At 66.1% G+C, this 21,657-nt stretch carries 19 protein-coding genes and 1 riboswitch; of the genes, 7 read left to right on the top strand and 12 right to left on the bottom strand.

Translation table 11 applies throughout. The features are described 5' to 3' along the window. Positions 1-3 precede the first annotated feature (3 nt). Positions 4-1,023, bottom strand: coding sequence for a thiamine ABC transporter substrate binding subunit (gene thiB, locus AC1REK_RS08355; protein ID WP_492268399.1), 1,020 nt, complete (start codon positions 1,021-1,023; stop codon positions 4-6). Positions 1,024-1,080: 57 nt separating this feature from the next. Continuing rightward, positions 1,081-1,192, bottom strand: a riboswitch (TPP riboswitch). Between the two features lie 121 nt (positions 1,193-1,313). Here thiB and leuB point away from each other — a divergent pair. Then, complete coding sequence (gene leuB, locus AC1REK_RS08350) at positions 1,314-2,423, top strand: 3-isopropylmalate dehydrogenase (protein WP_316017822.1); 1,110 nt, start codon at positions 1,314-1,316, stop codon at positions 2,421-2,423. A 96-nt stretch (positions 2,424-2,519) separates the two neighbouring features. On the opposite strand, the gene AC1REK_RS08345 is transcribed toward leuB, so the two are convergent. Continuing rightward, positions 2,520-3,629 (bottom strand): branched-chain amino acid ABC transporter substrate-binding protein, encoded by a 1,110-nt coding sequence (locus tag AC1REK_RS08345; RefSeq protein WP_492268680.1) that lies wholly within the window; start codon positions 3,627-3,629, stop codon positions 2,520-2,522. Between the two features lie 334 nt (positions 3,630-3,963). Here AC1REK_RS08345 and msrP point away from each other — a divergent pair, with 334 nt between their 5' ends. Both msrP and AC1REK_RS08335 read left to right on the top strand, forming a co-directional pair. Next, on the top strand, positions 3,964-4,920 hold the full coding sequence (msrP, locus tag AC1REK_RS08340) for a protein-methionine-sulfoxide reductase catalytic subunit MsrP (RefSeq protein WP_492268400.1): 957 nt from the start codon (positions 3,964-3,966) through the stop codon (positions 4,918-4,920). Between the two features lie 65 nt (positions 4,921-4,985). Further along, entirely contained in the window at positions 4,986-5,549 is a 564-nt protein-coding gene (locus AC1REK_RS08335; RefSeq protein WP_492268401.1) for a methylated-DNA--[protein]-cysteine S-methyltransferase, read from the top strand. Positions 5,550-5,993: 444 nt separating this feature from the next. Here the strand turns inward: AC1REK_RS08335 and AC1REK_RS08330 are convergent, their stop codons facing one another. The 3 genes from AC1REK_RS08330 to AC1REK_RS08320 form a co-directional block, all read right to left on the bottom strand. Beyond that, entirely contained in the window at positions 5,994-6,884 is an 891-nt protein-coding gene (locus tag AC1REK_RS08330; protein WP_066471375.1) for a LysR family transcriptional regulator, read from the bottom strand. A 140-nt stretch (positions 6,885-7,024) separates the two neighbouring features. Beyond that, positions 7,025-7,990 carry a thioredoxin-disulfide reductase gene (gene trxB, locus AC1REK_RS08325; protein WP_492268402.1) on the bottom strand — a complete coding sequence of 322 codons (966 nt, stop codon included), beginning with the start codon at positions 7,988-7,990 and terminating at the stop codon, positions 7,025-7,027. 107 nt (positions 7,991-8,097) lie between these two features. Continuing rightward, positions 8,098-9,093, bottom strand: a complete 996-nt coding sequence (locus AC1REK_RS08320) for a mitochondrial fission ELM1 family protein (protein WP_492268403.1) — start codon at positions 9,091-9,093, stop codon at positions 8,098-8,100. 158 nt (positions 9,094-9,251) lie between these two features. Here AC1REK_RS08320 and AC1REK_RS08315 point away from each other — a divergent pair, with 158 nt between their 5' ends. Beyond that, on the top strand, positions 9,252-9,716 hold the full coding sequence (locus AC1REK_RS08315; protein WP_316017816.1) for an Lrp/AsnC family transcriptional regulator: 465 nt from the start codon (positions 9,252-9,254) through the stop codon (positions 9,714-9,716). A gap of 14 nt (positions 9,717-9,730) precedes the next feature. Then, complete coding sequence (locus tag AC1REK_RS08310; protein ID WP_492268404.1) at positions 9,731-10,183, top strand: GNAT family N-acetyltransferase; 453 nt, start codon at positions 9,731-9,733, stop codon at positions 10,181-10,183. A 4-nt stretch (positions 10,184-10,187) separates the two neighbouring features. On the opposite strand, the gene AC1REK_RS08305 is transcribed toward AC1REK_RS08310, so the two are convergent. From AC1REK_RS08305 to carB, 5 genes are all read right to left on the bottom strand, one after another. Continuing rightward, complete coding sequence (locus tag AC1REK_RS08305) at positions 10,188-10,676, bottom strand: hypothetical protein (protein ID WP_492268405.1); 489 nt, start codon at positions 10,674-10,676, stop codon at positions 10,188-10,190. A gap of 1 nt (position 10,677) precedes the next feature. Next, positions 10,678-11,157, bottom strand: coding sequence for a hypothetical protein (locus AC1REK_RS08300; protein ID WP_492268406.1), 480 nt, complete (start codon positions 11,155-11,157; stop codon positions 10,678-10,680). Beyond that, a complete protein-coding gene (locus tag AC1REK_RS08295) occupies positions 11,150-11,632 on the bottom strand; it encodes a hypothetical protein (protein ID WP_492268407.1) in 483 nt (160 codons plus the stop codon). Before AC1REK_RS08295 ends, AC1REK_RS08300 begins: the two co-directional genes overlap by 8 nt. 95 nt (positions 11,633-11,727) lie before the next feature. Continuing rightward, entirely contained in the window at positions 11,728-12,201 is a 474-nt protein-coding gene (gene greA / locus AC1REK_RS08290; RefSeq protein WP_066471398.1) for a transcription elongation factor GreA, read from the bottom strand. A 105-nt stretch (positions 12,202-12,306) separates the two neighbouring features. Then, complete coding sequence (carB, locus tag AC1REK_RS08285) at positions 12,307-15,639, bottom strand: carbamoyl-phosphate synthase large subunit (protein WP_316017811.1); 3,333 nt, start codon at positions 15,637-15,639, stop codon at positions 12,307-12,309. A gap of 417 nt (positions 15,640-16,056) precedes the next feature. Between carB and nhaA the strand changes: the two genes are divergently transcribed. Together nhaA and AC1REK_RS08275 are read left to right on the top strand one after the other, a co-directional pair. Continuing rightward, positions 16,057-17,259 (top strand): Na+/H+ antiporter NhaA, encoded by a 1,203-nt coding sequence (gene nhaA / locus AC1REK_RS08280; RefSeq protein ID WP_316017810.1) that lies wholly within the window; start codon positions 16,057-16,059, stop codon positions 17,257-17,259. Positions 17,260-17,380: 121 nt separating this feature from the next. Continuing rightward, on the top strand, positions 17,381-18,442 hold the full coding sequence (locus tag AC1REK_RS08275; protein ID WP_492268408.1) for a class I SAM-dependent methyltransferase: 1,062 nt from the start codon (positions 17,381-17,383) through the stop codon (positions 18,440-18,442). A 730-nt stretch (positions 18,443-19,172) separates the two neighbouring features. On the opposite strand, the gene AC1REK_RS08270 is transcribed toward AC1REK_RS08275, so the two are convergent. Both AC1REK_RS08270 and AC1REK_RS08265 read right to left on the bottom strand, forming a co-directional pair. Then, positions 19,173-20,348 (bottom strand): AAA family ATPase, encoded by a 1,176-nt coding sequence (locus AC1REK_RS08270; protein ID WP_492268409.1) that lies wholly within the window; start codon positions 20,346-20,348, stop codon positions 19,173-19,175. A gap of 68 nt (positions 20,349-20,416) precedes the next feature. Next, positions 20,417-21,628: an MFS transporter gene (locus AC1REK_RS08265; RefSeq protein WP_492268410.1), complete on the bottom strand. Its 1,212-nt coding sequence runs from the start codon at positions 21,626-21,628 to the stop codon at positions 20,417-20,419. Positions 21,629-21,657: the final 29 nt, after the last annotated feature.

The following is a 21,657-nucleotide window of genomic DNA, read 5'->3' as shown; positions in this document are numbered from 1 at the left end:
GTCTCAGCGGCTCGTCGCGGCGAGCCAGGCGTCGATGAAGGCCCTGCGCTGGCTGCGGACCGTCTCCGGCGCGACCAGCAGGGTCTTCTCCGGCCTGATCACCTCTGCGAAGGAGGCGGGCAGGCCAGCGGCCGGAAGCTTCGCCGGCATCATCCAGTTGCCTTCGGGGATCAGCGACTGGAAGGCGTCGGAGAGCATGAAGGCGAGGAAGCGCTTCGCCAGTTCCGGCTGTTTCGTCGCCCGCGTCATGCCGGCGAGCTCGACATGCAGGTAGTGCCCCTCCGCGAAGGGCGCTGCCTTGTACTGCGTCTTCTTCTCGGCGCCGAGATGGTACGCCGGCGAGGTGGCGTAGGAGAGCACCATGTCGGCCTCGCCCTTGAGGAACAGGCCATAGGCCTCGGACCAGCCCTTGGTGAAGGTGACGATGCGCGGCTTCAGCTTGCTCCAGGCGGCATCCGCTTCGTCGCCATAGACCGCGCGCATCCAGAGCAGGAAACCGAGGCCGGGCGCCGAGGTGCGCGGGTCCTGCAGCACGAGCTTCGGCCCCTTGGGGTCGTCGACGAGCTGCTTCAGGCTCTGCGGCGGCGTCGCGAGCCTGGTGGAATCGTAGACGAAGGCGAGATGGCCCCAGTCGAAGGGCAGAAGCGTATCGTCGGTCCAGGGCGTCGGCAGGGTCAGTGACGCGCCGTCCTGACCGTGGGGCTGGAACAGGCCGCTCGCCTTCGCCTCGGCCGCGAGGTTCATGTCGAGGCCGAGCACGAGATCGGCCTTCGTCGTTTCGCCCTCGAGCTTGAGCCGCGCCAGCAGCGAGCCGGCATCGTCGGCGGCGACCCAGTTCAGCGTGCAGCCGCACTGCGCCTCGAAGGCGGCCTTGACCTTAGCTCCGGGGCCGTATTTCCCGGTAAAGGAGGAATAGGTGTAGACGCTCAGCGCCGGCTTCTCCTGCGCCTGCGCAGGGGCTCCGAAGAGCAATGCCGCCAGCATTCCGGCGATCAGTCCCGCTCTGCCGCTCAGACCAGTCATGACGTCCCCGCATGCTTCGTTGGGGCTTTGACGGGGAGGGCTTTGCGTCGCCATTTGCCGGCGTCGATGCTCAATCCCTCCGCCGGCACGACCCGGATCAGGTTCTACGGGTCGTGGCGCCCTTATGCGCCCCTCTCAGCCCGGTTGCCGGGCACCCCGTTGAGACCCCTGACGGATAGGCCTCCGTCGCGCCCAAGTCCAGCCTGCGGCTTGCTTCGCGCGGCTTCCGCCCGTAACCAGCGCGCAGGGGCGCGAAGGCCCTGAAGATAACAGCATTCCGAGAGGCGACCATGGCGAACCACAAGCTCCTGCTTCTGCCCGGCGACGGCATCGGCCCCGAGGTGATGGGCCAGGTCGAGAAGATCGTTTCCTGGTTCGAGAAGCAGGGTCTTGCTTCCTTCTCGCTCGAGCGCGGCCTCGTCGGCGGCTCGGCCTATGACGCCCACAAGGCGGCGATCTCGGAAGGCGACATGAAGCTCGCCCAGGAGGCAGACGCGGTGCTCTTCGGCGCGGTCGGCGGCCCGAAATGGGCTGATGTCCCCTATCAGCATCGCCCGGAGGCCGGCCTGCTGCGCCTGCGCAAGGATCTCGGCCTGTTCGCGAACCTGCGTCCGGCGATCTGCTATCCGGCGCTGGCCTCGGCTTCGTCGCTCAAGCCGGAAGTGGTCGAGGGCCTCGACATCCTGATCGTGCGCGAGCTTACCGGCGGCGTCTATTTCGGCGAGCCGAAGGAAATCGTCACGCTCGAGGACGGCCAGAAGCGCGGCGTCGACACCCAGCTCTACACCACCGGCGAGATCGAGCGCATCGCGCGCGTCGCCTTCGAGCTGGCGCGCACCCGCCGCAACAAGGTCTCCTCGGCCGAGAAGCACAACGTCATGAAGACCGGCGTGCTCTGGAAGCAGACGGTCACCGCGCTGCACGCTGCCGAGTACAAGGATGTCGAGCTCGAGCACGTGCTCGCCGACAACTGCGCGATGCAGCTGGTGCGCTGGCCGAAGCAGTACGACGTCGTGGTCTGCGACAACCTGTTCGGCGACATCCTCTCCGACGTCGCGGCGATGCTGACCGGCTCCCTCGGTATGCTGCCCTCCGCCTCGCTCGGTGCCGAGGACCCGGCGACCGGCAAGCGCAAGGCGCTCTACGAGCCCGTGCACGGTTCGGCTCCGGACATCGCCGGCAAGGGCCTGGCCAACCCGATCGCGATGATCGGCTCCTTCGCCATGGCGCTGCGCTATTCCTTCGGCGCCGGCGAGGCTGCCGACCGGCTCGAAGGCGCGATCGCCGACGTGCTGGGCGCCGGCACCCGCACCAAGGACATCGCCGCTCCGGGCGCCAACGCCGTCTCGACCACCGAGATGGGCGAAGCCATCATCAAGGCGCTCGAAGCGCGCGGCTGAGGCGGTTTATCGCTGTATGCGCGGTCCCAGCGGGGCGGCGCATACCTGCTCAATAACAGGGCCGGTGCGGGACATCCCCGCACCGGCCTTATTTCGTCAGTCGACGGAGACGATCTTGCCGCCTTCCCATTTGAACATGGAGAAGGCCGGCGAGCTGAGGTCTCCGTTCTTGCCGTAGGACAGCTTGCCGATCGCGGTCGGCACCGTCATGCCGGATTTCAGCGCGGTCGCGACGGCGGTGGCACTGTCGGCCTTGCCCACCTTCTCGATGCCGGCCTTGAGCACTTCGACGGCGGCATAGGCGTTGAGCGTGAAAGCCTCGGCCGGGATGCCCTTCGCCTTCAGCGCCGCCACGGCCTCGGCCGAGTCGGGGCTCTTCTGGGCGTCGGTCGCGTTGGTGAACAGCGAGCCGGCCGCCGACTGGTCGGCGATCGCCCAGAACTCCGTGTTGGACAATCCCTCGCCGCCGATGATGGTGGCGACGATGCCGGCGTCCTTGAGCTGGCGGGCGAGAAGGCCGCCTTCAGGGTGGTAGCCGCCGAAATAGATCAGGTCGATATTGGCGGCCTTCAGCCGGGTGATGACGGCCGAAAGGTCCTTCTCGCCGGGCGTCAGCGTCAGATAGAGCGCTTCCTTGACGCCGCCGTCATTGATGCCCTTCTTGAAGGCGTCGGCGAGGCCCTTGCCGTAGGTGCCCTTGTCGTGGAGCACCGCGATCCGCTTGTCCTTCAGGTTCTTCAGCACGTATTTCGCGGCGACTTCGGCCTGCTGGTCATCGCGGCCGCAGGTGCGCAGGACATTGCTCAGGCCACGGCTGGTGAGGGCCGGGGCGGTCGCGGTCGGCGTCACCATCAAGGTGCCGTGCTCGGCGAGGACGTCGGAAGCCGCCATCGCGACGCCGGAGGTCACCGGGCCGACGACGAACTTGACCTTCTCGCCGACCAGCAGGTTGGCGGCGGAGACGCCCTGCTTGGGATCGCCGGCGTCGTCGGCGAGCTTCAGCACGACTTTCTCGCCGAGAATGCCGCCCTTCTTGTTGATCGCCTCGACGGCGGCCTCGGCGCCGTTGCGGACCTGGTCGCCATAGGCGGCGACGGGGCCGGTCAGCGGCGCGATCAGGCCGATGACGATGTCGGCGCGGGCCGGCAGAGCGGCCAGAAGGGTGGCGGCGAAGGCCGTTCCAACCAGGAATTTCAACTTGCCCATCGCAATCGTCTCCTCGACGTTCATCCAGCTTCCGCCCGCGGTTCGGCCGCGCTGGTCGGGGACGCGCGACAGGCCTTTCCTCCGAAAGGCCTGAACTCTCTACCGAGCGGAACTGGCTGTCCGACCATTGCCGAAATTTCTAGCATGCGCCTGCGATCCGGGCACGCCCCGGCAGCGAGCGTGGCGAGCATGACCGCGATGCAAGGTGGATGGCGCCCTGCGGAAGGAAGGCCGAGGGCGCGACAGAGCGCCGCTGATCCTCTCCCGCTCGTGAATTGCGCATCGGCCCGCTCTGTGGACTAGCTGCCGCCGGATAACCGGAGCTTGTCGTCCGATGCTGATCAAGACCCGCGCCGGCTGGGAGATTCCCGAAAGCCAGGCGACCCCCGAGGCGACCTTCATGGACCGCCGCCGCTTCATCGCCGCCGGTGCCGGGCTGATCGCCGGTGCCGCCTTGCCGGAGATGGCGTTCGCCCAGGGCGCGGACCCGACGCTCGACCTCTATCCGGCCAAGCGCAACGAGGCCTACAAGCTCGACCGGCCGGTGACCGAGGAAGAGCTCGCGGCCAACTACAACAATTTCTACGAGTTCGGGACCTCGAAGGATGTCGTTGCCTCGGCGAAGCGCCTCGGCACGCGGCCCTGGACGGTAACGATCGATGGGCTGGTCGAGAAGCCGTTCGAGATCGGCATCGACGAGTTGATCCGAAAGATGCCGCTGGAGGAACGGCTCTACCGCTTCCGCTGCGTCGAGGCCTGGTCGATGGCGGTGCCCTGGACCGGTTTTCCGCTGAAGAAGCTGGTCGAGCTCGCCAAGCCGCTTTCGGGCGCGAAATACGTGCAGATGCAGACCTTCATGAATCCGCGCGTGGCGCCCGGCCAGTCGCAGCGCTGGTATCCCTGGCCCTATACCGAAGGGTTGACCATCGCCGAGGCGAGCAATGAGCTCACGCTGATGGTGACCGGGATCTACGGCAAGCCGGTACCGAACCAGCATGGCGCGCCGATGCGGCTGATCGTTCCCTGGAAGTACGGTTTCAAATCGGTCAAGTCGATCAACAAGATCAGCTTCGTCGCCGAGCGGCCGAAGACCTTCTGGGAGGGCTTGCAGGCGTCGGAATACGGCTTCTGGGCGAATGTGAACCCGGAGGTCTCGCATCCGCGCTGGAGCCAGGCGAGCGAGCAGGTGCTGGGCTCGCGCGAGCGGCGGCCGACCCTGCTGTTCAACGGCTATGGCGAGCAGGTCGCCGATCTCTACAAGGGCCTGGAGAAGGAGCGGCTCTGGGCCTGAGCTTGCCGGGATGGTTCGGCAGGAAACGGGTGCCGTAGTGCCTTCGCCTGCGCTAGCGTCGAGCCATGCAAAGCTTCTGTCTCTTCGATACCGCGATCGGCAGCTGTGCCCTGGTGTGGCAAGGCGAGAAGATCATCGCCGCGCAACTGCCGGAGCATGACGAGACCACGGCCCGCAGGCGCCTGGCCCACCGTTTTCCGGAGGCTGGCGAGGCCGAGCCCGTTGCTTTCGTGCAGGAAGCGATCGCCGAGATCGTCGCCCTGCTGGCCGGCGAGCAGCGCGATCTCGGCCATCTGCCGATCGATCTCAGCGCCACGTCGGAGTTCAACCAGCGCGTCTATCGCGTCACGCTGGCTATCCCGCCCGGCGAGACGCTGACCTATGGCGAGGTCGCGGCACGGATCGGCGAGCCCGGCGCGGCGCGGGCCGTCGGCGTGGCACTCGGTCAGAACCCGATCCCGATCATCGTGCCCTGCCATCGGGTGCTCGCGGCCGGCGGCAAGACCGGCGGCTTCTCGGCCGATGGCGGCGTCGAGACCAAGCTCAGGATTCTGACGATCGAGAAGGCGCGGACGAGCGCCGAGCCGTCGCTGTTCGATTCGCTGCCGCTGGAAGCCAGGCGGCGATAGGAAGGCGCCCTTCCATCGTAGAGCAGGCCGCCCTTCGCTGATTCCGGAGCTGCGGCGCTATGCAGCCTGTCAGGAATGACGGTGATCAGCAGGCAGCAGCGAACGTCGCGACCAAGAAAAAAGGCCGGCGTCCCGAAGGAGCCGGCCTAGAAGTTTGAAATATTCGGCGCAAGCGCCAAACATCTCAGAGGGGAACGGCTGGAACGAACTCAACGCCGGGAGGAGAATGCGGAGCCCGTTCCGAACAACCGTGAGCACAATATCGAGCAGGACCTGCCTTTTTGCAATGCAGCATTGGGCGGGGCGGTCATGCATCCACAGCATGATGAAATGCTAGGATTTGACATAATTGCCATAATTGACGTGACGCAATGCGTCAGGGGCGGGACGGGAGACCCCGTCGCCGGGTTTTCGGGCAGGCTCTGCCTGCCGGGCGGCCAGGGCTCAGAACGTCCAGCGCTGAGCCTTCTGGATCAAGAAATCACGGAAAACCTGGACACGGGCGACTGATTTCATCTCTTCCGGGTAGACCAGATAACTTTCGAGCTGCGGCATCTCGGTCTCGCGCATCAGCTGCACGAGCGGCGAGCCCGCCTCGATCAGGTAGTCCGGCAGGATGGCGATGCCGGCTCCCGAATCGACCGCCCGTTTCATCGCCGTGATGTTGTTGACGGTGAGATGGATCGGGCGCGGGTTGCGCTGGTCGCGGCCGAGCGTGCCGAGCCAGTGCACGGCGGTCAGATAGGACGGCGAGGTGTTGCCGAACGACAGAAGCCGGTGATTGTCGAGATCCTCATAGCTCTTCGGCTCGCCGAAGCGCTTGATGTAGGCCGGCGAGCCGTAGACGTGGAAGTGCACGGTGAAGAGTCGGCGCTGGATCAGGTCCGGCTGCTGCGGCTGGCGCAGCCGCAGGGCGATGTCCGCCTCGCGCATCGAGAGGTCGAGTTCCTCGTCGGTCAGGATGAGGTCGACCTTGATGTCGGGATAGAGGTCGAGGAACTCGGCCAGGCGCGGCGTCAGCCAATGGCCGCCAAGCCCGCGGGTCGCGGTAACCTTCAATTCGCCGGAGGGGTGCTCGCGTGTTTCCGAGAGCTGCGCGCGCGTGCGCTCCAGCCGCTGGGTCATCTCGCGGGCGGCGCGCCAGAGCAGTTCGCCCTGCTCGGTGAGGATCAGGCCGCGGGTATGCCGGTGGAAAAGCGGCGCGCGCAGTTCGCGTTCCAGCGCGCCGATCTGGCGGCTCACGGCGGACTGGCTCAGTCCGAGCCCGTCACCGGCCTTGGTGAAGCTGCCCGATTCTGCGACTGTGTAGAAAATCCGGATGCGGTCCCAATCCACCGCCTTCCCCCCTGTTATGCGTTCAGCGCATGATGGGAGGGAGGGGACGCGAGGTCAATGTTTCCTTTGCCGGATGCCTGGTTTTTAGCCCTTAAACTCGTTGGGTAACTCATCAGCAACGCTGATGAGTTAACAAAACCCTATTCCGCGGCCTCGCGGAGCTCGGATTCGTTGGCTGCGAGCCAGCGTTCGGCGTCGAGCGCGGCCATGCAGCCGAGGCCGGCCGCGGTCACGGCCTGGCGATAATGCTCATCCGTGACGTCGCCCGCGGCGAAGACGCCGGGCACATTGGTCTGAGTCGTGCCGGGCGTAACTTCGAGATAGCCCGATTCGCGCATGGCGAGCTGGCCGGTGAAGAGCTCGGTCGCCGGCTTGTGGCCGATGGCGACAAAGACGCCGTCGGTCGGCAGGTCCTGCAGCGCGCCGGTCTTCAGGTTGCGCAGGCGGACATGCGTCACCGAGGGCGGCTGCGTGCCACCCAGGATCTCTGCGACTTCCGAATCCCAGACGATCTCGACCTTGGGATGCTTGAACAGGCGGTCCTGCATCACCTTCTCGGCGCGCAGCGCGTCGCGCCGGTGGACGAGCGTAACCTTGGCGGCGAGGTTGGCGAGATAAAGCGCCTCCTCGACGGCAGTGTTGCCGCCACCGACGACCACGACCTGCTTGTTGCGGAAGAAGAAGCCGTCGCAGGTGGCGCAGGCCGAGACGCCGAAGCCCTGGAAGCTCTGCTCGGAGGGCAGGCCGAGCCACTTGGCCTGGGCGCCGGTGGCGATGATCAGCGCATCGCAGGAATAGGTCTCGCCGCCATCGCCCCAGAGCCGGAACGGGCGCTGCGAGAGATCGACGCGGGCGATGTGGTCGGAGACCATCTTGGTGCCCATGTGCTCGGCCTGGGCGCGCATCTGCTCCATCAGCCAGGGACCCTGGATGACGTCGGCGAAGCCCGGATAGTTCTCGACATCGGTGGTGATCATCAGCTGGCCGCCGGCCTGCATGCCGGAGATCAGCACGGGCTCGAGCAGAGCGCGGGCGGCATAGATCGCGGCGGTGTAGCCGGCGGGGCCGGAACCGATGATCATCACCTTGGCGTGGGTATGGGCCATTCTCGTCTTCCTCTGCCGGCCGGGCCGGTGAATTTTTGCCTTTGCCGGCCCATGCCGGCGACATCGCCATTCCGGCCGAAGCCGGACATATCGGTATCGGGAGGCCGTCAGTCCAGCCCTGCCGCCGCCCTGTGACGCAGCCAGCCTTCGCCGACGGCCCGCGCGATCGCTTCCGTCGAGTCTAGCGGCTCGTAGCGCCCGCCTTCAAGCCGGCCCTCGAAGTGATGCACAGCGCCATAGGCCTTCAGCGCTTCCAGGAATTTCGCCAGCCGGCCATGGCCGCCATGCGGCTCGAAGACCAGAATCGGCGCGCCGGTCGCCGTGGCTTCGCCGATCATGTTGGTCGAGTCGGCGGTGACGACGATCGCATCGGCGAGCGCCAGCAGCGGCACATAGGGATTGGCGCCTGTTCCGTCCCACCACCAGCCGCCATGGCGCCGGAATACGGCGCTGACCGCGGCGTCGAGCGCGGGCGGGGTGCGGCGTGAGCGCGACCCCATCAGGGCGACGCCGGAGGCGGCGAGCTCCTCCAGCCGGGCGGCGAAGGCCTCGATATCCTGCGGCCGGAAGCGGTGATGGCGGCTGTCGCCGCCGACCAGCACGGCGGCACGCGGCGAGGGCAGGGCGGCGAGCTCCGGCGGCGGTGTCTGGCGTGCTGCGGCGAGCGCGGTCGGGGCGAGGCGGTGCGGCGAGGTGATCGTCACGAGGACGTTGTCGCCGCGCAGGCGGTCGTGCTGCGGCACCCAGATCAGGTCGGCGGCGCCGGTGCCGGTACGCGGGTCCTTGAGGAAGACAGTGAAGCTGCGTCCGTTCGAGGCCTTCTTCAGTGCGCGCAGATAGGCGACGGCGCGCCGGCCCGAGGCGATGGCGATATCGGGGAAAGGCGGGCGGAGCGGGCTGCCGGGCCGGTCCGGCGCCTCGCGTGGGTCGATCGGCCCGCGCGGCATCAGCCAGGACCAAGGCTTCCCCGGGGCGACCCGGCGGATCTCGGGGACGAGGCCGAGGCGCTCGGCCACGCCGATGCACTGGACCTCGTCGCCGGCCTTGCCGTCGGTCAGCACCCAGAGGGTGGGAATGGCTTCCGAAGCCTGCTGCTCGCCCACGAATGATGCCCCCGACGCGAGCCCCATTCCCGGCAGCTTTCAGGCTGCGCCGCGGGAAGAGGGCTCCAGTTGTCGCCCCGCCGAACTCGGCTTGGCCTGCGCCTTGTATCGCGTGGACACTGCGTCTACACCAGCGCGACCTTTTTCCGGGAGGATTTGTGCGTTCCAAGCTCGACGAGATCGATCTCCGCATCCTGACCGAATTGCAGCGTGACGGGCGGATGACCAATGTCGAGCTCGCCAGCCGCGTCGGCATTTCGCCGCCGCCCTGCCTGCGGCGGGTCAGGGCGCTGGAGGAGGCGGGGGTGATCACCGGCTACCGGGCGCAGCTCGATGAGCGCAAGCTCGGAATCGAGGTGGTCTGCTTCGCCTTCGTCCACCTTGCCAGCCAGGCCGAGGCCGATCTCGCCGCCTTCCAGAGCCGGATCCGCGACTGGCCGGCGGTGCGCGAATGCTGGACGCTCTCCGGCGACATCGATTTCATCTTGAAATGCGTCGCGACCGATCTGAAGGCCTTCCAGGATTTCGTCGGTGACCTGACGGCGCTGCCCAATGTCCGCAATGTCCGGACCGCGCTGGCGCTCGACCGGGTCAAGGACGAGCCGATCGCGCCGCTGGGTTGAGCGTCGGCCACGACATGCAACCGACCATCCGCAAGGCGGCGATCGGCGATCTGCCTGCAATGCTGGACCTCTATTCCCAGCTGAATGCCGAGGATCGGCTTCCGGACGCGGGTTCCGCTGCCGCCGTCTGGGGCCGGATGCTCTCCAGCGAGATGATGAGCGTGCTCGTTGCGGAACTCGACGGCCGGGTGGTCGCGACCTGCGTGCTGGTGGTCGCGCCCAATCTGACGCGTAACATGCGGCCCTTCGCGCTCATCGAGAACGTCGTCACCGAACGAGGCCTGCGCGGGAGCGGCGTTGGCAAGCGCGTGATCCAGGCGGCGATCGAGCAGGCCTGGGCCGAAGGCTGCTACAAGGTCATGCTGCTGACCGGGCGCAAGGACGAGGCCGTGCTCGGCTTCTACGAGGCCTGCGGCTTCAAGCGCGGCAAGACCGCGTTCGAAATCCGGCGGCCGGTTGCCAGCTGAGGCCTCAGCCGAGCACCATCTTCCTGATCCAGGCGGCGTGATTGACGACGAGGCGCTCGACGCGGCGCTCGTCGATACCGGGTGAGAACCAGAAACCGGAATCCCCGGCCCCGTTCATCGACAGGATCGGATAGGTCGCCAGCACCTCGCCCTTGCGGCCGGTGACGGTGACCAGGCTCTCGAGATAGTCCGAGGTCGCGCCGTCATCGATATCGCCGCCGACATAGGTCGGCAGGGTCAGCCCGCGCACGGCGACAGTGAGCGTCGCGCCGCCAGGCTGACGCACCCCGGCGAAATCGCGCGCCAGCTCCTGCTCGAGCCGGGTCCTGACAAGCTCGGCGCGGGGGCCGACGCCGAGCTCGACCAGCTGCGAGACATCGACGCGAATGGTGCCGATCGCGGTGCGAGGGCCGAGCGGGGGCGTGGTCTGGCAGCCGGCCAGCAGGGCCGCGGCAACGCCCAGGGCGAAAAGGCGGCGGGTCGGTAGCATCATCTCAACCACCTAGGTAGCGCCTGATCCATTGCGCGTTGCTGGCGACCAGGGCCTCGATCCGGCGCTGATTGACGTCGGGCCGATACCAGGCGCCGCCGGAACTCGGAGCCATGATGGCGAGGACCGGATAGCGGGCGATCTCGCGTCCGTCGGCGCCGATCAGCCGGGCCTCGCTTTCGAGGGTGTCATTGCCCATGGTGACCGCCTGTCCGCCGGCATAGCTCGTCAGGTAAAGGCCGGTGACGGTGACCTGCAGCGTTGCGCCATGCCCGCTTCGGAGGCTGGCGAGCTCGCGCTCCAGCATCGGCTTGATCATGGCGGCCGTGGCGCTCTGGCCCTTGGCGGCCAGCGGGCCGGTGTCGACGCGAATCGCGCCGATCGCGACCGGTGGAGCGGTCTGCGCAGTCGTCTGGCAGCCGGCCAGCGTTGTGGCGGCAATGCCGATCAGGAAAGCGCGGCGCGCGAGCATGGTCTCAGCCACCGAGATAGCGCTTGATCCAGAGCACGTTGTTCTCGAGCAGCGCCGCGACGCGGCGCTCGTCGACATCGGGCCGGTACCAGGCGCCGCCGAAACTGGAGAGCAGGGCGGTGCGGATCGGGTAGCTGGCAAGCACCCGGCCACGGTCGACGAGTTCGGCGACGCTGTCCATGTTGTCGGTGTTGTCCGAATCGCCGGGGCTGCCGCCGCCCGCATAGCTGGCGAGCCAGAGGCCCTGGACGGTAACATAAAGCGTCGGCGCGCCGCGTTGGCGCTGGCCGCCGAGCTGATAGGCGAGCTGCTGCTCGAGGGCGCGTGCGATGCTGGCGGACCTTTCGCCCCAGCCTTGCGGGCCGAGACGGGTGGCGTCGACGCGGATGGCGCCGACCGGTGCGCCCTGGGCCTGGGCCCCAAACGAAACGAGCCCGCCTGCGGCTAGCGCGGCGGACCCGGTGAGAAAAGCGCGACGGCTGGTCATGGCTGCATCTCCGGCGGCAGGCACCACCCTCAATCTAGGGGCTGATGCCGGGATGGCCAAGGAGCCACGACCAGGAAGCGACGCTGAAAAACGGCTCAGCGAAAGGCGACGCCGACCACCTCATAGGACTTGCCGCCGCCGGGCGTGTTGACCTGCACGGAATCGCCGACCTTCTTGCCGATCAGGGCGCGCGCGATCGGCGAACCGATCGAGACCTTGCCTGACTTCACGTCGGATTCCGGCTCGCCGACGATCTGGTAGAGCTTCTCTTCCTCGGTGTCGTCGTCGATCAGCTTGACGGTCGCGCCGAATTTGATGGTGTCGCCGCCCAGCTTGCTGACATCGATGATGTCGGCGCGGCCGATCAGCGATTCCAGCTCCATGATGCGGCCCTCGTTCAGCGACTGGGCTTCCTTGGCGGCGTGATACTCGGCGTTCTCCGAGAGGTCGCCGAGGGCGCGTGCCTCGGAGATCGCCTGAATGATGCGTTGGCGTTCGACCTGCTGCCGCTGCTTCAGCTCGACTTCGAGAGCGGCGAAACCGCCGGCCGTCATAGGAACCTTGTCCATCGTCCCGTCCCAGTTCCGAAACGCGATGCGGCGCCGGTCGGATTGAACCACACCAGCGCCGTCGCTTTCGATCGTTAGAAAAACTACCCCGGCGCGCTGCCCGACTCAGGCGGCGCTGTCGAAGTAGGATTGTAGCGACCTCACTTCGAGATCGCCGCTGCAATAGGCCTTGATGCCCTCCGCCGCAGCGATCGCTCCGGCCAAGGTGGTATAATAGGGCACCTTGTGCAAGAGGGCGGCGCGGCGCAGCGGGCGTGAATCCGCAAGTGCCTGGGGCCCTTCGGTCGTGTTGAAGACCAGCTGGATTCCGCCGTTCTTGATCGCGTCCACGATGTGCGGGCGGCCTTCCAGGACCTTGTTGATCTTGGTGGCGCGGATGCCGTTGTCCTGGAGCAGGCGCTGGGTGCCGCCGGTCGCGACGATCTGGAAGCCGAGCTCGGCGAGCATCCGGATCGAGGGCAGGATCCGCAGCTTGTCCTGGTCGCGGAGCGAGACGAAGACGGTGCCCTTGACCGGGACCTTCGAGCCGGCGCCGAGCTGGCTCTTGGCGAAGGCGACGTCGAAGGAGCGGTCGAGGCCGATGACCTCGCCGGTCGAGCGCATCTCCGGCCCGAGCAGCACGTCGACGCCAGGGAAGCGCGCGAAGGGGAAGACCGCTTCCTTCACGCCGACATGGCCGAGCTTCTCCTGCTTCAGGCCGAAGCTGGCGAGGCTCTCGCCCGCCATCAGCCGCGCCGCGATCTTGGCGATCGGCTTGCCGATGACCTTCGCGACGAAGGGCACGGTGCGCGAGGCCCGCGGATTGACCTCGAGCACGTAGATGACGTCGTTCTGGATGGCGTACTGGACGTTCATCAGGCCGCCGACATCCAGCGCCAGCGCCATGGCGCGGGTCTGGCGTTCCAGCTCGGCGATCATCTCAGGGCTGAGCGAACGCGGCGGCAGCGAGCAGGCGGAGTCGCCGGAATGGATGCCGGCCTCCTCGATATGCTCCATGATCCCGGCGATGAAGGCGTCCTTGCCGTCCGAGAGGCAGTCGACGTCGACCTCGATGGCGTCCGAGAGATAGCGGTCGAACAGCAGCGGGTTCTTGCCGAGGACGGTGTTGATCTGCCCGGTCTTGTCGTTCGGGTACTTCGCCTTGACCTCGGAGGGGATCAGCGAGGGCAGGGTGCCGAGCAGGTAGTTCTCGAACTGGGTCTCGTCGCGGATGATCTCCATGGCGCGCCCGCCGAGCACATAGGAGGGGCGGACCACGAAGGGCAGGCCGAGCTCGGCGGCGATCAGGCGGGCCTGTTCGACCGAATAGGCGATGCCGTTCTTCGGCTGCTTGAGCTGGAGCTTGTCGAGGAGGCGCTTGAAGCGGTCGCGGTCCTCGGCGAGGTCGATCGCGTCCGGCGTGGTACCGAGGATCGGGATGCCGGCCTGCTCGAGCGCATGGGCGAGCTTCAGCGGGGTCTGGCCGCCGAACTGCACGATGACGCCGTGGAGCGTGCCCTTCTGCTTCTCGGTCTCGAGGATCTCGAGCACGTCCTCGGCGGTCAGCGGCTCGAAATAGAGCCGGTCCGAGGTGTCGTAGTCGGTCGAGACCGTCTCGGGGTTGCAGTTGACCATGATGGTTTCATAGCCGGCATCGCGCAGGGCGTAGCAGGCATGGCAGCAGCAATAGTCGAACTCGATGCCCTGGCCGATGCGGTTCGGCCCGCCGCCGAGGATGACGACCTTCTTGGCGGAGGACGGCATGGCCTCGTCGGCCGGGGCGCCGGCGAAGGGCATGGCATAGGTCGAGTACATATAGGCGGTCGGCGAGGCGAACTCTGCGGCGCAGGTGTCGATGCGCTTAAACACCGGCCGGACGTCCAGCGAACGGCGCAACGCCTTGACCTCGGCCTCGGTCTTGCCGGAGACCGCGGCGAGGCGCTTGTCGGAGAAGCCCATCGCCTTGACCTGACGCAGCGCGATCGGCGTCTGCGGCAGTCCGTGGACGCGGATCTTCTCCTCGGTGTCGACGATGCCGCGCATCTGGGCGAGGAACCAGGGGTCGATCTTGCAGCTCTCGTGGATCTGCTCGTCGGTGAAGCCGAGGCGCATGGCCTGGGCGACATGCAGGATGCGGTCCGGAGTCGGGGTCGAGAGCGCTGCCTTGACGGCGTTGCGGTCGTCGCCCTGGCCGAGGCCCTCGACCTCGATCTCGTCGAGCCCGTCGAGGCCGGTCTCCAGCGAGCGCAGCGCCTTCTGCAGCGATTCCTGGAAGGTGCGGCCGATGGCCATGGCTTCGCCGACCGACTTCATCGCCGTGGTCAGTGTCGGCTCGGAGCCGGGGAACTTCTCGAAGGCGAAGCGCGGGATCTTGGTGACGACATAGTCGATCGTCGGCTCGAACGAGGCCGGGGTCGCGCCGCCGGTGATGTCGTTCTCGATCTCGTCGAGCGTGTAGCCGACGGCGAGGCGCGCCGCGACCTTGGCGATCGGGAAGCCGGTGGCTTTCGAGGCCAAGGCCGAAGACCTCGATACGCGCGGGTTCATCTCGATGACGATCATCCGGCCGGTCTCGGGATCGACCGCGAACTGCACGTTCGAGCCGCCGGTCTCGACGCCGATCTCGCGCAGCACCGCCAGCGAGGCGTCGCGCATGATCTGATATTCCTTGTCGGTCAGCGTCAGCGCCGGGGCGACCGTGATCGAATCGCCGGTGTGGACGCCCATCGGGTCGAAGTTCTCGATCGAGCAGACGATGATGCAGTTGTCCGCCTTATCGCGGACGACCTCCATCTCGTATTCCTTCCAGCCGAGGACGCTTTCCTCGATCAGGATCTCGCTGGTCGGCGAGGCGTCGATGCCGCGCTCGCAGATCTCGATGAACTCGCTCTTGTTGTAGGCGATGCCGCCGCCGGTACCGCCCATGGTGAAGGAGGGGCGGATGATCGTCGGCAGGCCGATATCCTCGAGCGCTTCCAGCGCGGCGCCGAGCGTCTTGACGTGGTGCGAGCGCGGGGTCGAGAGGCCGATCTTGGTCATCGCCTCGCGGAAGCGCTCGCGGTCCTCGGCCTTGTCGATGGCGTCGGCGGTGGCGCCGATCATCTCGACGTCGAACTTCTCCAGCACGCCCATCTTTTCGAGCGAGAGGGCGCAGTTGAGCGCGGTTTGCCCGCCCATGGTCGGCAGCAGGGCGAAGCCGCCCGGCAGGACGTTGCGTTCCTTCTCGATGATCTTGGCGACGATCTCGGGCGTGATCGGCTCGACATAGGTCGAATCGGCCAGCTCCGGGTCGGTCATGATCGTCGCCGGGTTCGAGTTGACCAGGACGATGCGGTAGCCCTCGGCCTTCAGCGTCTTGCAGGCCTGGGTGCCGGAATAGTCGAATTCGCAGGCCTGGCCGATGATGATGGGCCCGGCGCCGATGATCAGGATCGTCTTGATGTCTGTGCGCCTGGGCATGGGTCTCGACCGTGCTTGCGAGCGCGCGTCACCCTCGTCCGGTCGTGCGAACGGCGGGCAGCGAGCGCCTGAATGAATGCTAGGCGCTCGCTATAGACGGGAGCGGCGGCCGGGGGAAGCAGAAAGCGCGGGCAGGTGGCATGCGCGGGCTGGCATGCCTTTCGCCGGCGGGTTCGAGAGGCGTCGTTGGCCCGGGCAAGGGGAGGCCGGTTCGGGTTGCGGGCCCCGGCCATCGATGCGATAGAGGGCCCGGGTGTTCCGCCGCGATGGTGCGGCGGGCAGGTTTTTTTGCGCTGGTCGGGCCGCCAGCGCGAGGAGACCTGCATCGATGATCCCGGCCACCCGGGCGCGCCTCCTGCGTGCGCGCCGCGCTTTTTTCCGCATTTCCGCAATCGCCTCGGGCAAGGGGCAGCGTCGATGAGCGGGACCTCCAACGCGCGCAAGCCGATCACGACGCTCCGCAAGTTCGTCGAGAGCGAATCCGCCGGCGGTCTCGTCCTGATGGCGGCCGCGCTGCTTGCCATCGTCATCGCCAACTCGCCTCAGGCTCCGGCCTATTTCGCCGCGCTGAAGGTCTATATCGGGCCGCTCAGCCTGCTGCACTGGATCAACGACGCGCTGATGGCGGTGTTCTTCCTGTTCGTCGGGCTCGAGATCAAGCGCGAGATGCTCGACGGGCAGCTCTCGACCTGGTCGCGCCGGATATTGCCGGGGGCGGCGGCACTGGGCGGCATGGTCGTTCCCGGCCTGATCTTCCTTGCCTTCAACCGGGCCGATCCGTCCGCGCTGCGCGGCTGGGCGATTCCGGCGGCGACCGATATCGCCTTCGCGCTCGGCGTGCTGTCCCTGCTCGGCTCCCGCGTGCCGGGCTCGCTCAAGGTCTTCCTGGCTGCGCTCGCGATCATCGACGATCTCGGCGCCGTCGTGATCATCGCGCTGTTCTACACCGCCGAGATCAACCTCTATGCCTTGCTCGGCGGCGTCGTCGTGTTCGGGCTTCTTTTGGGGCTGAACCGTCTCGGCTATCGGAAGCTGCCGGCCTATCTCGCCCTCGGGCTGGTGCTGTGGGTGTTCACCCTGATCTCCGGCGTCCATGCGACCGTGGCCGGCGTCCTTCTGGCGCTGACCATCCCGATCAGGACGACGCCGGCCAAGCCCGAGGCCGATCCGGCGCACTCGCCGCTGCATCGCCTCGAACACCATCTGCATCTGCCGGTCGCCTTTCTGATCGTCCCGATCTTCGGCTTCGCCAATGCCGGCGTCTCGTTCTCCGGCCTTTCCTCGGCGGTACTGGGCGACATGCTGGCCGTCGGCGTCGCCGCCGGCCTGTTCTTCGGCAAGCTGATCGGGGTGCTTGGCGCGGTCGTGCTGATGGAGCGCAAGGGCTGGGCCGACCTGCCGGCCAATGCGAGCTGGAGCCAGATGGTCGGCGTCGCGCTGCTCTGCGGCATCGGCTTCACCATGAGCCTCTTCATCGGCCTGCTGGCCTTCGAGGACCCCGCCATGCAGGCGCGGGTGAAGTACGGCATTCTCGCCGGTTCGCTGCTCTCGGGCGTGGCGGGCTATCTCGTGCTGCGGCTCGCCCGCAGGGAGGCCCCGCCGCCGCGAGCCGCCGGTTGAGGCGGCGGCCGCCTTCGCGCTTTCCGAGCCCCTGCCGCAGGTATAGCATCGCCGCTTCCGCGATGGCGTCGAGCCGGTTCGCGACTGTTCCCGGCCACGCCCCAACCAGAGGAGCATGGTCATGCGTCAACCAGATCCGCAAAAGCTCGATGCCCTGGTCGGACGCCTTGTCGGGGACGTCGGCGCCTGCGTCACCGGTTCCCTGATCGTGCTGGGCGACCAGCTCGGCCTCTACAAGGCGATGGGAGACGGCAAGCCGGTCTCCGCCGCGGAACTCGCCAGCCGTACCGGCGTCAAGGAGCGCTATGTGCGCGAATGGCTCTCGGCGCAGGCGGCGGCCGAATATGTGCAATATGACGAGAAGACGGATCGCTTCAGCCTCTCGCCCGAGCAGGTCATGGCCTTCGCGGAGGAAGGCAGCCCGGCCTTCTTCGCCGGAGCCTTCGAGATCGTACAGTCGATGTGGGTTGACGAGCCCAAGGTCGAGCAGGCCTTCCGGACCGGCGAGGGGCTCGGCTGGCACGAGCACAGCAAATGCCTGTTCCGCGGCACCGAACGCTTCTTCCGGCCGGGCTACAACGCCAATCTGAAGACGAGCTGGATTCCGGCGCTCGACGGCGTCGAGGCGAAGCTGGAGAAGGGCGCGGTCGTCGCCGATGTCGGCTGCGGCCACGGCGCCTCGACCATCCTGATGGCCCAGGCCTATCCGAGATCGCGCTTCTTCGCCTTCGACTATCACGGGCCCTCGATCGAGAAGGCGCGCGAGGCGGCCGACAAGGCCGGCGTCGGCGACCGGATCGTCTTCGAGCAGGCCTCGGCCAAGGATTTCCCGGCGAAGAAATACGATCTCGTCGCGATGTTCGACTGCCTGCACGATATGGGCGATCCGGTCGGCGCCGGCCGCCATGTCATGGAGACGCTGGCCGATGACGGGACCTGGATGATCGTCGAGCCCTTCGCCCATGACCATCTCAAGGACAATCTCAATCCCGTCGGGCGGATCTTCTACGGGGCGTCGACGATGATCTGCACGCCCGCCTCGCTGTCGCAGGAGGTCGGGCTCGGGCTCGGGGCACAGGCCGGCGAGATGCGCCTGCGCAAGGTCGCGCTCGATGCCGGCTTCTCGCGCTTCCGCCGCGCCACCGAGACGCCGTTCAACATGGTGTTCGAGGTTCGTGCCTGATCAAAGTGCAATCTTTGTATAGGATTACCTCGGCGGCAGGCCCGCGCGCTTGTTGCGAGCGGATCGAGGCAAAGCTCAGTGTTGTAGGTTCCTGCGCTTCGGCGAGGGGGAAGTTAATGAGGCCCAGCGCGGTCAGGTTCGGCGGGCGATGAGCTCTCTCAATCGAGTATCCACTTTTACCAACGATGCTGCGGCACCATCGTTGATTGCGCGTGTTACATTCCATTGGCTCTCGGCGAACCCAGCCATCTGAGCCGCATATTCGGGCCCTTGCTCCTGGCCACTGCCTTCGTGTGGCACAATCGCCTCCCGAATGTCTCGCGATCGAGATGAGCGGGCTAGATCGATAACGTAGCGTTTTGGATTTGGGAGTGTTTCCGGGCTGGCATTCACTCTAGCAACTGGGATTCTGAGAAAATCCGCCAGCCCTTGCCGGTCTGCCAGTATCCAGCTCTCAACCTCTCGAACCGCGATTCTCACGCAAAAATTATCGGTCGGTCGCACGCCGAGGCGCTGTAACAACTCCGGTGCGCAAGCCGAATCGCGATCCAGATCGCGTAGAATCAGCCATGGACTGCCGTGTTCGGAAGCGCTTCGATACTTTTGTAACAACGGGTCTAATTTGTGCTTTCCGTGTGCGGGCCTTTCAAGGCCAGGCTCAGCCCCCGCATGAGCAATTAGTCGCCGCGCGATAGCTGCGTCGACTATCCCTTCGGATGCAAAATTTATCTTAACCACTGACGACGTCGAAAAGTGAAAGCTGATTGATATTCCTTGGGCGAGCCATCGGCATTACCGCTTCGCCAACAGTGAAGCCCGCCTTTACCATATTCATAACATCTTGGTTGTCCGCTGCCATCTCAGCGGTTGTGCCATTTTTTCCTGGCTCCAAGCGGAACACTTCGTGAGTGCCAATTCCGGGCTCGCCTGCAATCGCTTCGGAATGAGTGGTCATGAGAACTTGTCGCCCCGAATGACGCTGCATGCGAGCGATCATGGCGGGCAGCTGCCGCGCCACGTCCTCATGCAATGACAATTCAGGCTCTTCTAGGAGAAGGGGCCCATCTCGTTCGCTCGTCGACCACAGAAATCCGATCAAACGAAGCGTCCCATCAGAAAGCTGACTTTCGTTTTGAGTTGTCGGATTCGGTCTCCAGTGCTTAAACAATACCTTAAGATGTGGACTTCCGCGTTTGTCTACCTCTAGTTCAAGGTTGACGAATTGCGGGACCGCAATCCTTAAAGCTTCCGAAATTCGCCTTAGCCGAGCGTTACGTGTTTTTGGAGGGGTCGCATTTATTCGTTCCAAAAGGTCTCCACCATACGGGTCTTCGCCTTTTTCCAAAGCGCGCCGTGAATCGCGCATAATCTGAGGAACGATGTGTAGGTAGCGTATAGATTCAAAGAATTCGACCAGCTCTCGGAAATGAGCATTTTGACCAGCTTGCTGAATTAAAGTCTGCGCCAGCTTTTGTTGGTCATCAGCGTCGCTGCGGCGTTGAGCGGCAATTTCTTCACCGTTCCGCTTTACGACTTCCTCGGTGACGCTGGCGAAATTGTCTTTACCTATCCGAGTGAAGCTGAGCCGATAAGACCACTGTAAAGGGTCTTCATCATCTCCAACATCGACGTCGATAACGACGTCTGTGCGCGTTCCCCTTGCGTAAAGCGACCGGAGCTTTGGTATGCCGCCGCGTTCCTCAACTGCAGCAGCTAGCCCACCGCCAACAGGTTTAACCAAATCACGGAGAAACCGAATCGCATCGAGCAGATTTGACTTACCCGATGCATTCGGTCCCACAAAGATCGCGCGCTTTCCAAGCCGTACTTCGACCTCGCGAAAGTTTCGCCAATTTCTTACTTTGAGCCGAGTAAGTCGGAGTGCTGATTTTGCGCGAGGCGCCATGCCAATAGATTCCTATTCGGCGTACAGCATAGCGTTCGAACAATCGCATTCAACCATCTGGGTCCCACTCACCGCAGAATCGGGGCGGCGGCGACCTTGCTGACGCAGGCAGCTTCGCGCGCCGCGGCCCGTTTCCGCCGCAGCGAGACCAGCAGCAGGCCGAGTGCGCCGAGCTCGCAGAGGGCTCCGACGAAGCCGAGCTGCCAGGATGCGCCATGGCGCAGGACCTGCTGGCCGAGCGCGGCGCCGGCCGCGATGCCGACATAGAGCGCCGAGGCGTTGAGCGAGAGCGCGACGACGGTGGCGTCCGGCGCCATCGCGGCGAGCCGCGACATTTGCGAGGGATGGCCGGCCCAGCCGGCGCCGCTCCAGACCATCATCACCACCGGCAGAACGAAGATCGCGAGTGCTGGCGGCAGGGTCAGGGCGACGAGCGAGGCGGTGGCGAGCGCGGCGGCGAGCAAAGCGAGCACGAAGATCAGCGTCGGCTCGGGGCCGAAGCGGTCGCTGGCCCTTCCGCCCCATTGGTTGCCGAGTGCCGAGCCGATGCCGGCGACGACGAGGGTTGCGCTGAGCCAATGGCCGGTGATGCCGGCTTGGGCGGCGAGGAAGGGTGCGATGTAGGTGTAGAGGGTGAAGGCGCCGGTGGTCCAAAGCGCGGTGGTGCCGAGCGCGAGCAGCACGTCGCCGCGACGGGCGACCTGCAGCCGCTCTGCGAGGGTGTTGGCGCCGCGCGGCAGTCCCGCCGGCATCTTGAGGAGCAGGCCGAGCAGGGCGAGGGCGCCGAACAGCGCCACGACGAGGAAGGCGAAATGCCAGCTGAGCGTTGCGACGGCGGTGCCGAGCGGCACGCCGAGGATCAGCGAGACGGTCATGCCGCCGGTGACGAGCGCGATCGCGCGGGCTCTGCGCTCCGGCGGCGCCAGCGAGACGGCTACCGCGTTGGCCGCCGGCATGAACACGCCGGCGCCGAGCGCCATCAGGATGCGGGCCAGCATCAGCCAGCCGAAATCGCTGGTGAAGGCGGCCAGCAGATTGGCGAGGGTGAAGACGCCGAGCGAGCCGATCAGCACGCGCCGCCGGTCGAGATTGCCGAGCAGCGTCGAGAGGACTGGCGAGCCGATGGCATAGGCGATGGCGAAGACCGAGATCAGCAGGCCGGCCATGTCGACGGAGACGCCGAAGGCGGCGGCGAGATTGGGCAGGATGCCGGTGATGACGAGGCTGCCCGTGCCGATGGCAAAGGCGCCGCCGGCCAGCAGGAGAAGGCGGATGTCCATGGCAGATCGCTCCGTAGGGAGTTGCCGAC

It is taken from the genome of Allobosea sp. GW823-FHT02B03 (assembly GCF_058797755.1).
This window is presented reverse-complemented; position numbering and strand designations above follow the sequence as displayed.

What these genes read in the sequence shown, in the direction of transcription:
- thiB (WP_492268399.1), bottom strand. Translation starts at nt 1,023, where the DNA reads ATGACTGGTCTGAGCGGCAGAGCGGGACTGATCGCCGGAATGCTGGCG.
- leuB (WP_316017822.1), top strand. Translation starts at nt 1,314, where the DNA reads ATGGCGAACCACAAGCTCCTGCTTCTGCCCGGCGACGGCATCGGCCCC.
- AC1REK_RS08345 (WP_492268680.1), bottom strand. Translation starts at nt 3,629, where the DNA reads ATGGGCAAGTTGAAATTCCTGGTTGGAACGGCCTTCGCCGCCACCCTT.
- msrP (WP_492268400.1), top strand. Translation starts at nt 3,964, where the DNA reads ATGCTGATCAAGACCCGCGCCGGCTGGGAGATTCCCGAAAGCCAGGCG.
- AC1REK_RS08335 (WP_492268401.1), top strand. Translation starts at nt 4,986, where the DNA reads ATGCAAAGCTTCTGTCTCTTCGATACCGCGATCGGCAGCTGTGCCCTG.
- trxB (WP_492268402.1), bottom strand. Translation starts at nt 7,990, where the DNA reads ATGGCCCATACCCACGCCAAGGTGATGATCATCGGTTCCGGCCCCGCC.
- AC1REK_RS08310 (WP_492268404.1), top strand. Translation starts at nt 9,731, where the DNA reads ATGCAACCGACCATCCGCAAGGCGGCGATCGGCGATCTGCCTGCAATG.
- AC1REK_RS08305 (WP_492268405.1), bottom strand. Translation starts at nt 10,676, where the DNA reads ATGATGCTACCGACCCGCCGCCTTTTCGCCCTGGGCGTTGCCGCGGCC.
- AC1REK_RS08295 (WP_492268407.1), bottom strand. Translation starts at nt 11,632, where the DNA reads ATGACCAGCCGTCGCGCTTTTCTCACCGGGTCCGCCGCGCTAGCCGCA.
- greA (WP_066471398.1), bottom strand. Translation starts at nt 12,201, where the DNA reads ATGGACAAGGTTCCTATGACGGCCGGCGGTTTCGCCGCTCTCGAAGTC.
- carB (WP_316017811.1), bottom strand. Translation starts at nt 15,639, where the DNA reads ATGCCCAGGCGCACAGACATCAAGACGATCCTGATCATCGGCGCCGGG.
- nhaA (WP_316017810.1), top strand. Translation starts at nt 16,057, where the DNA reads ATGAGCGGGACCTCCAACGCGCGCAAGCCGATCACGACGCTCCGCAAG.
- AC1REK_RS08275 (WP_492268408.1), top strand. Translation starts at nt 17,381, where the DNA reads ATGCGTCAACCAGATCCGCAAAAGCTCGATGCCCTGGTCGGACGCCTT.
- AC1REK_RS08270 (WP_492268409.1), bottom strand. Translation starts at nt 20,348, where the DNA reads ATGGCGCCTCGCGCAAAATCAGCACTCCGACTTACTCGGCTCAAAGTA.
- AC1REK_RS08265 (WP_492268410.1), bottom strand. Translation starts at nt 21,628, where the DNA reads ATGGACATCCGCCTTCTCCTGCTGGCCGGCGGCGCCTTTGCCATCGGC.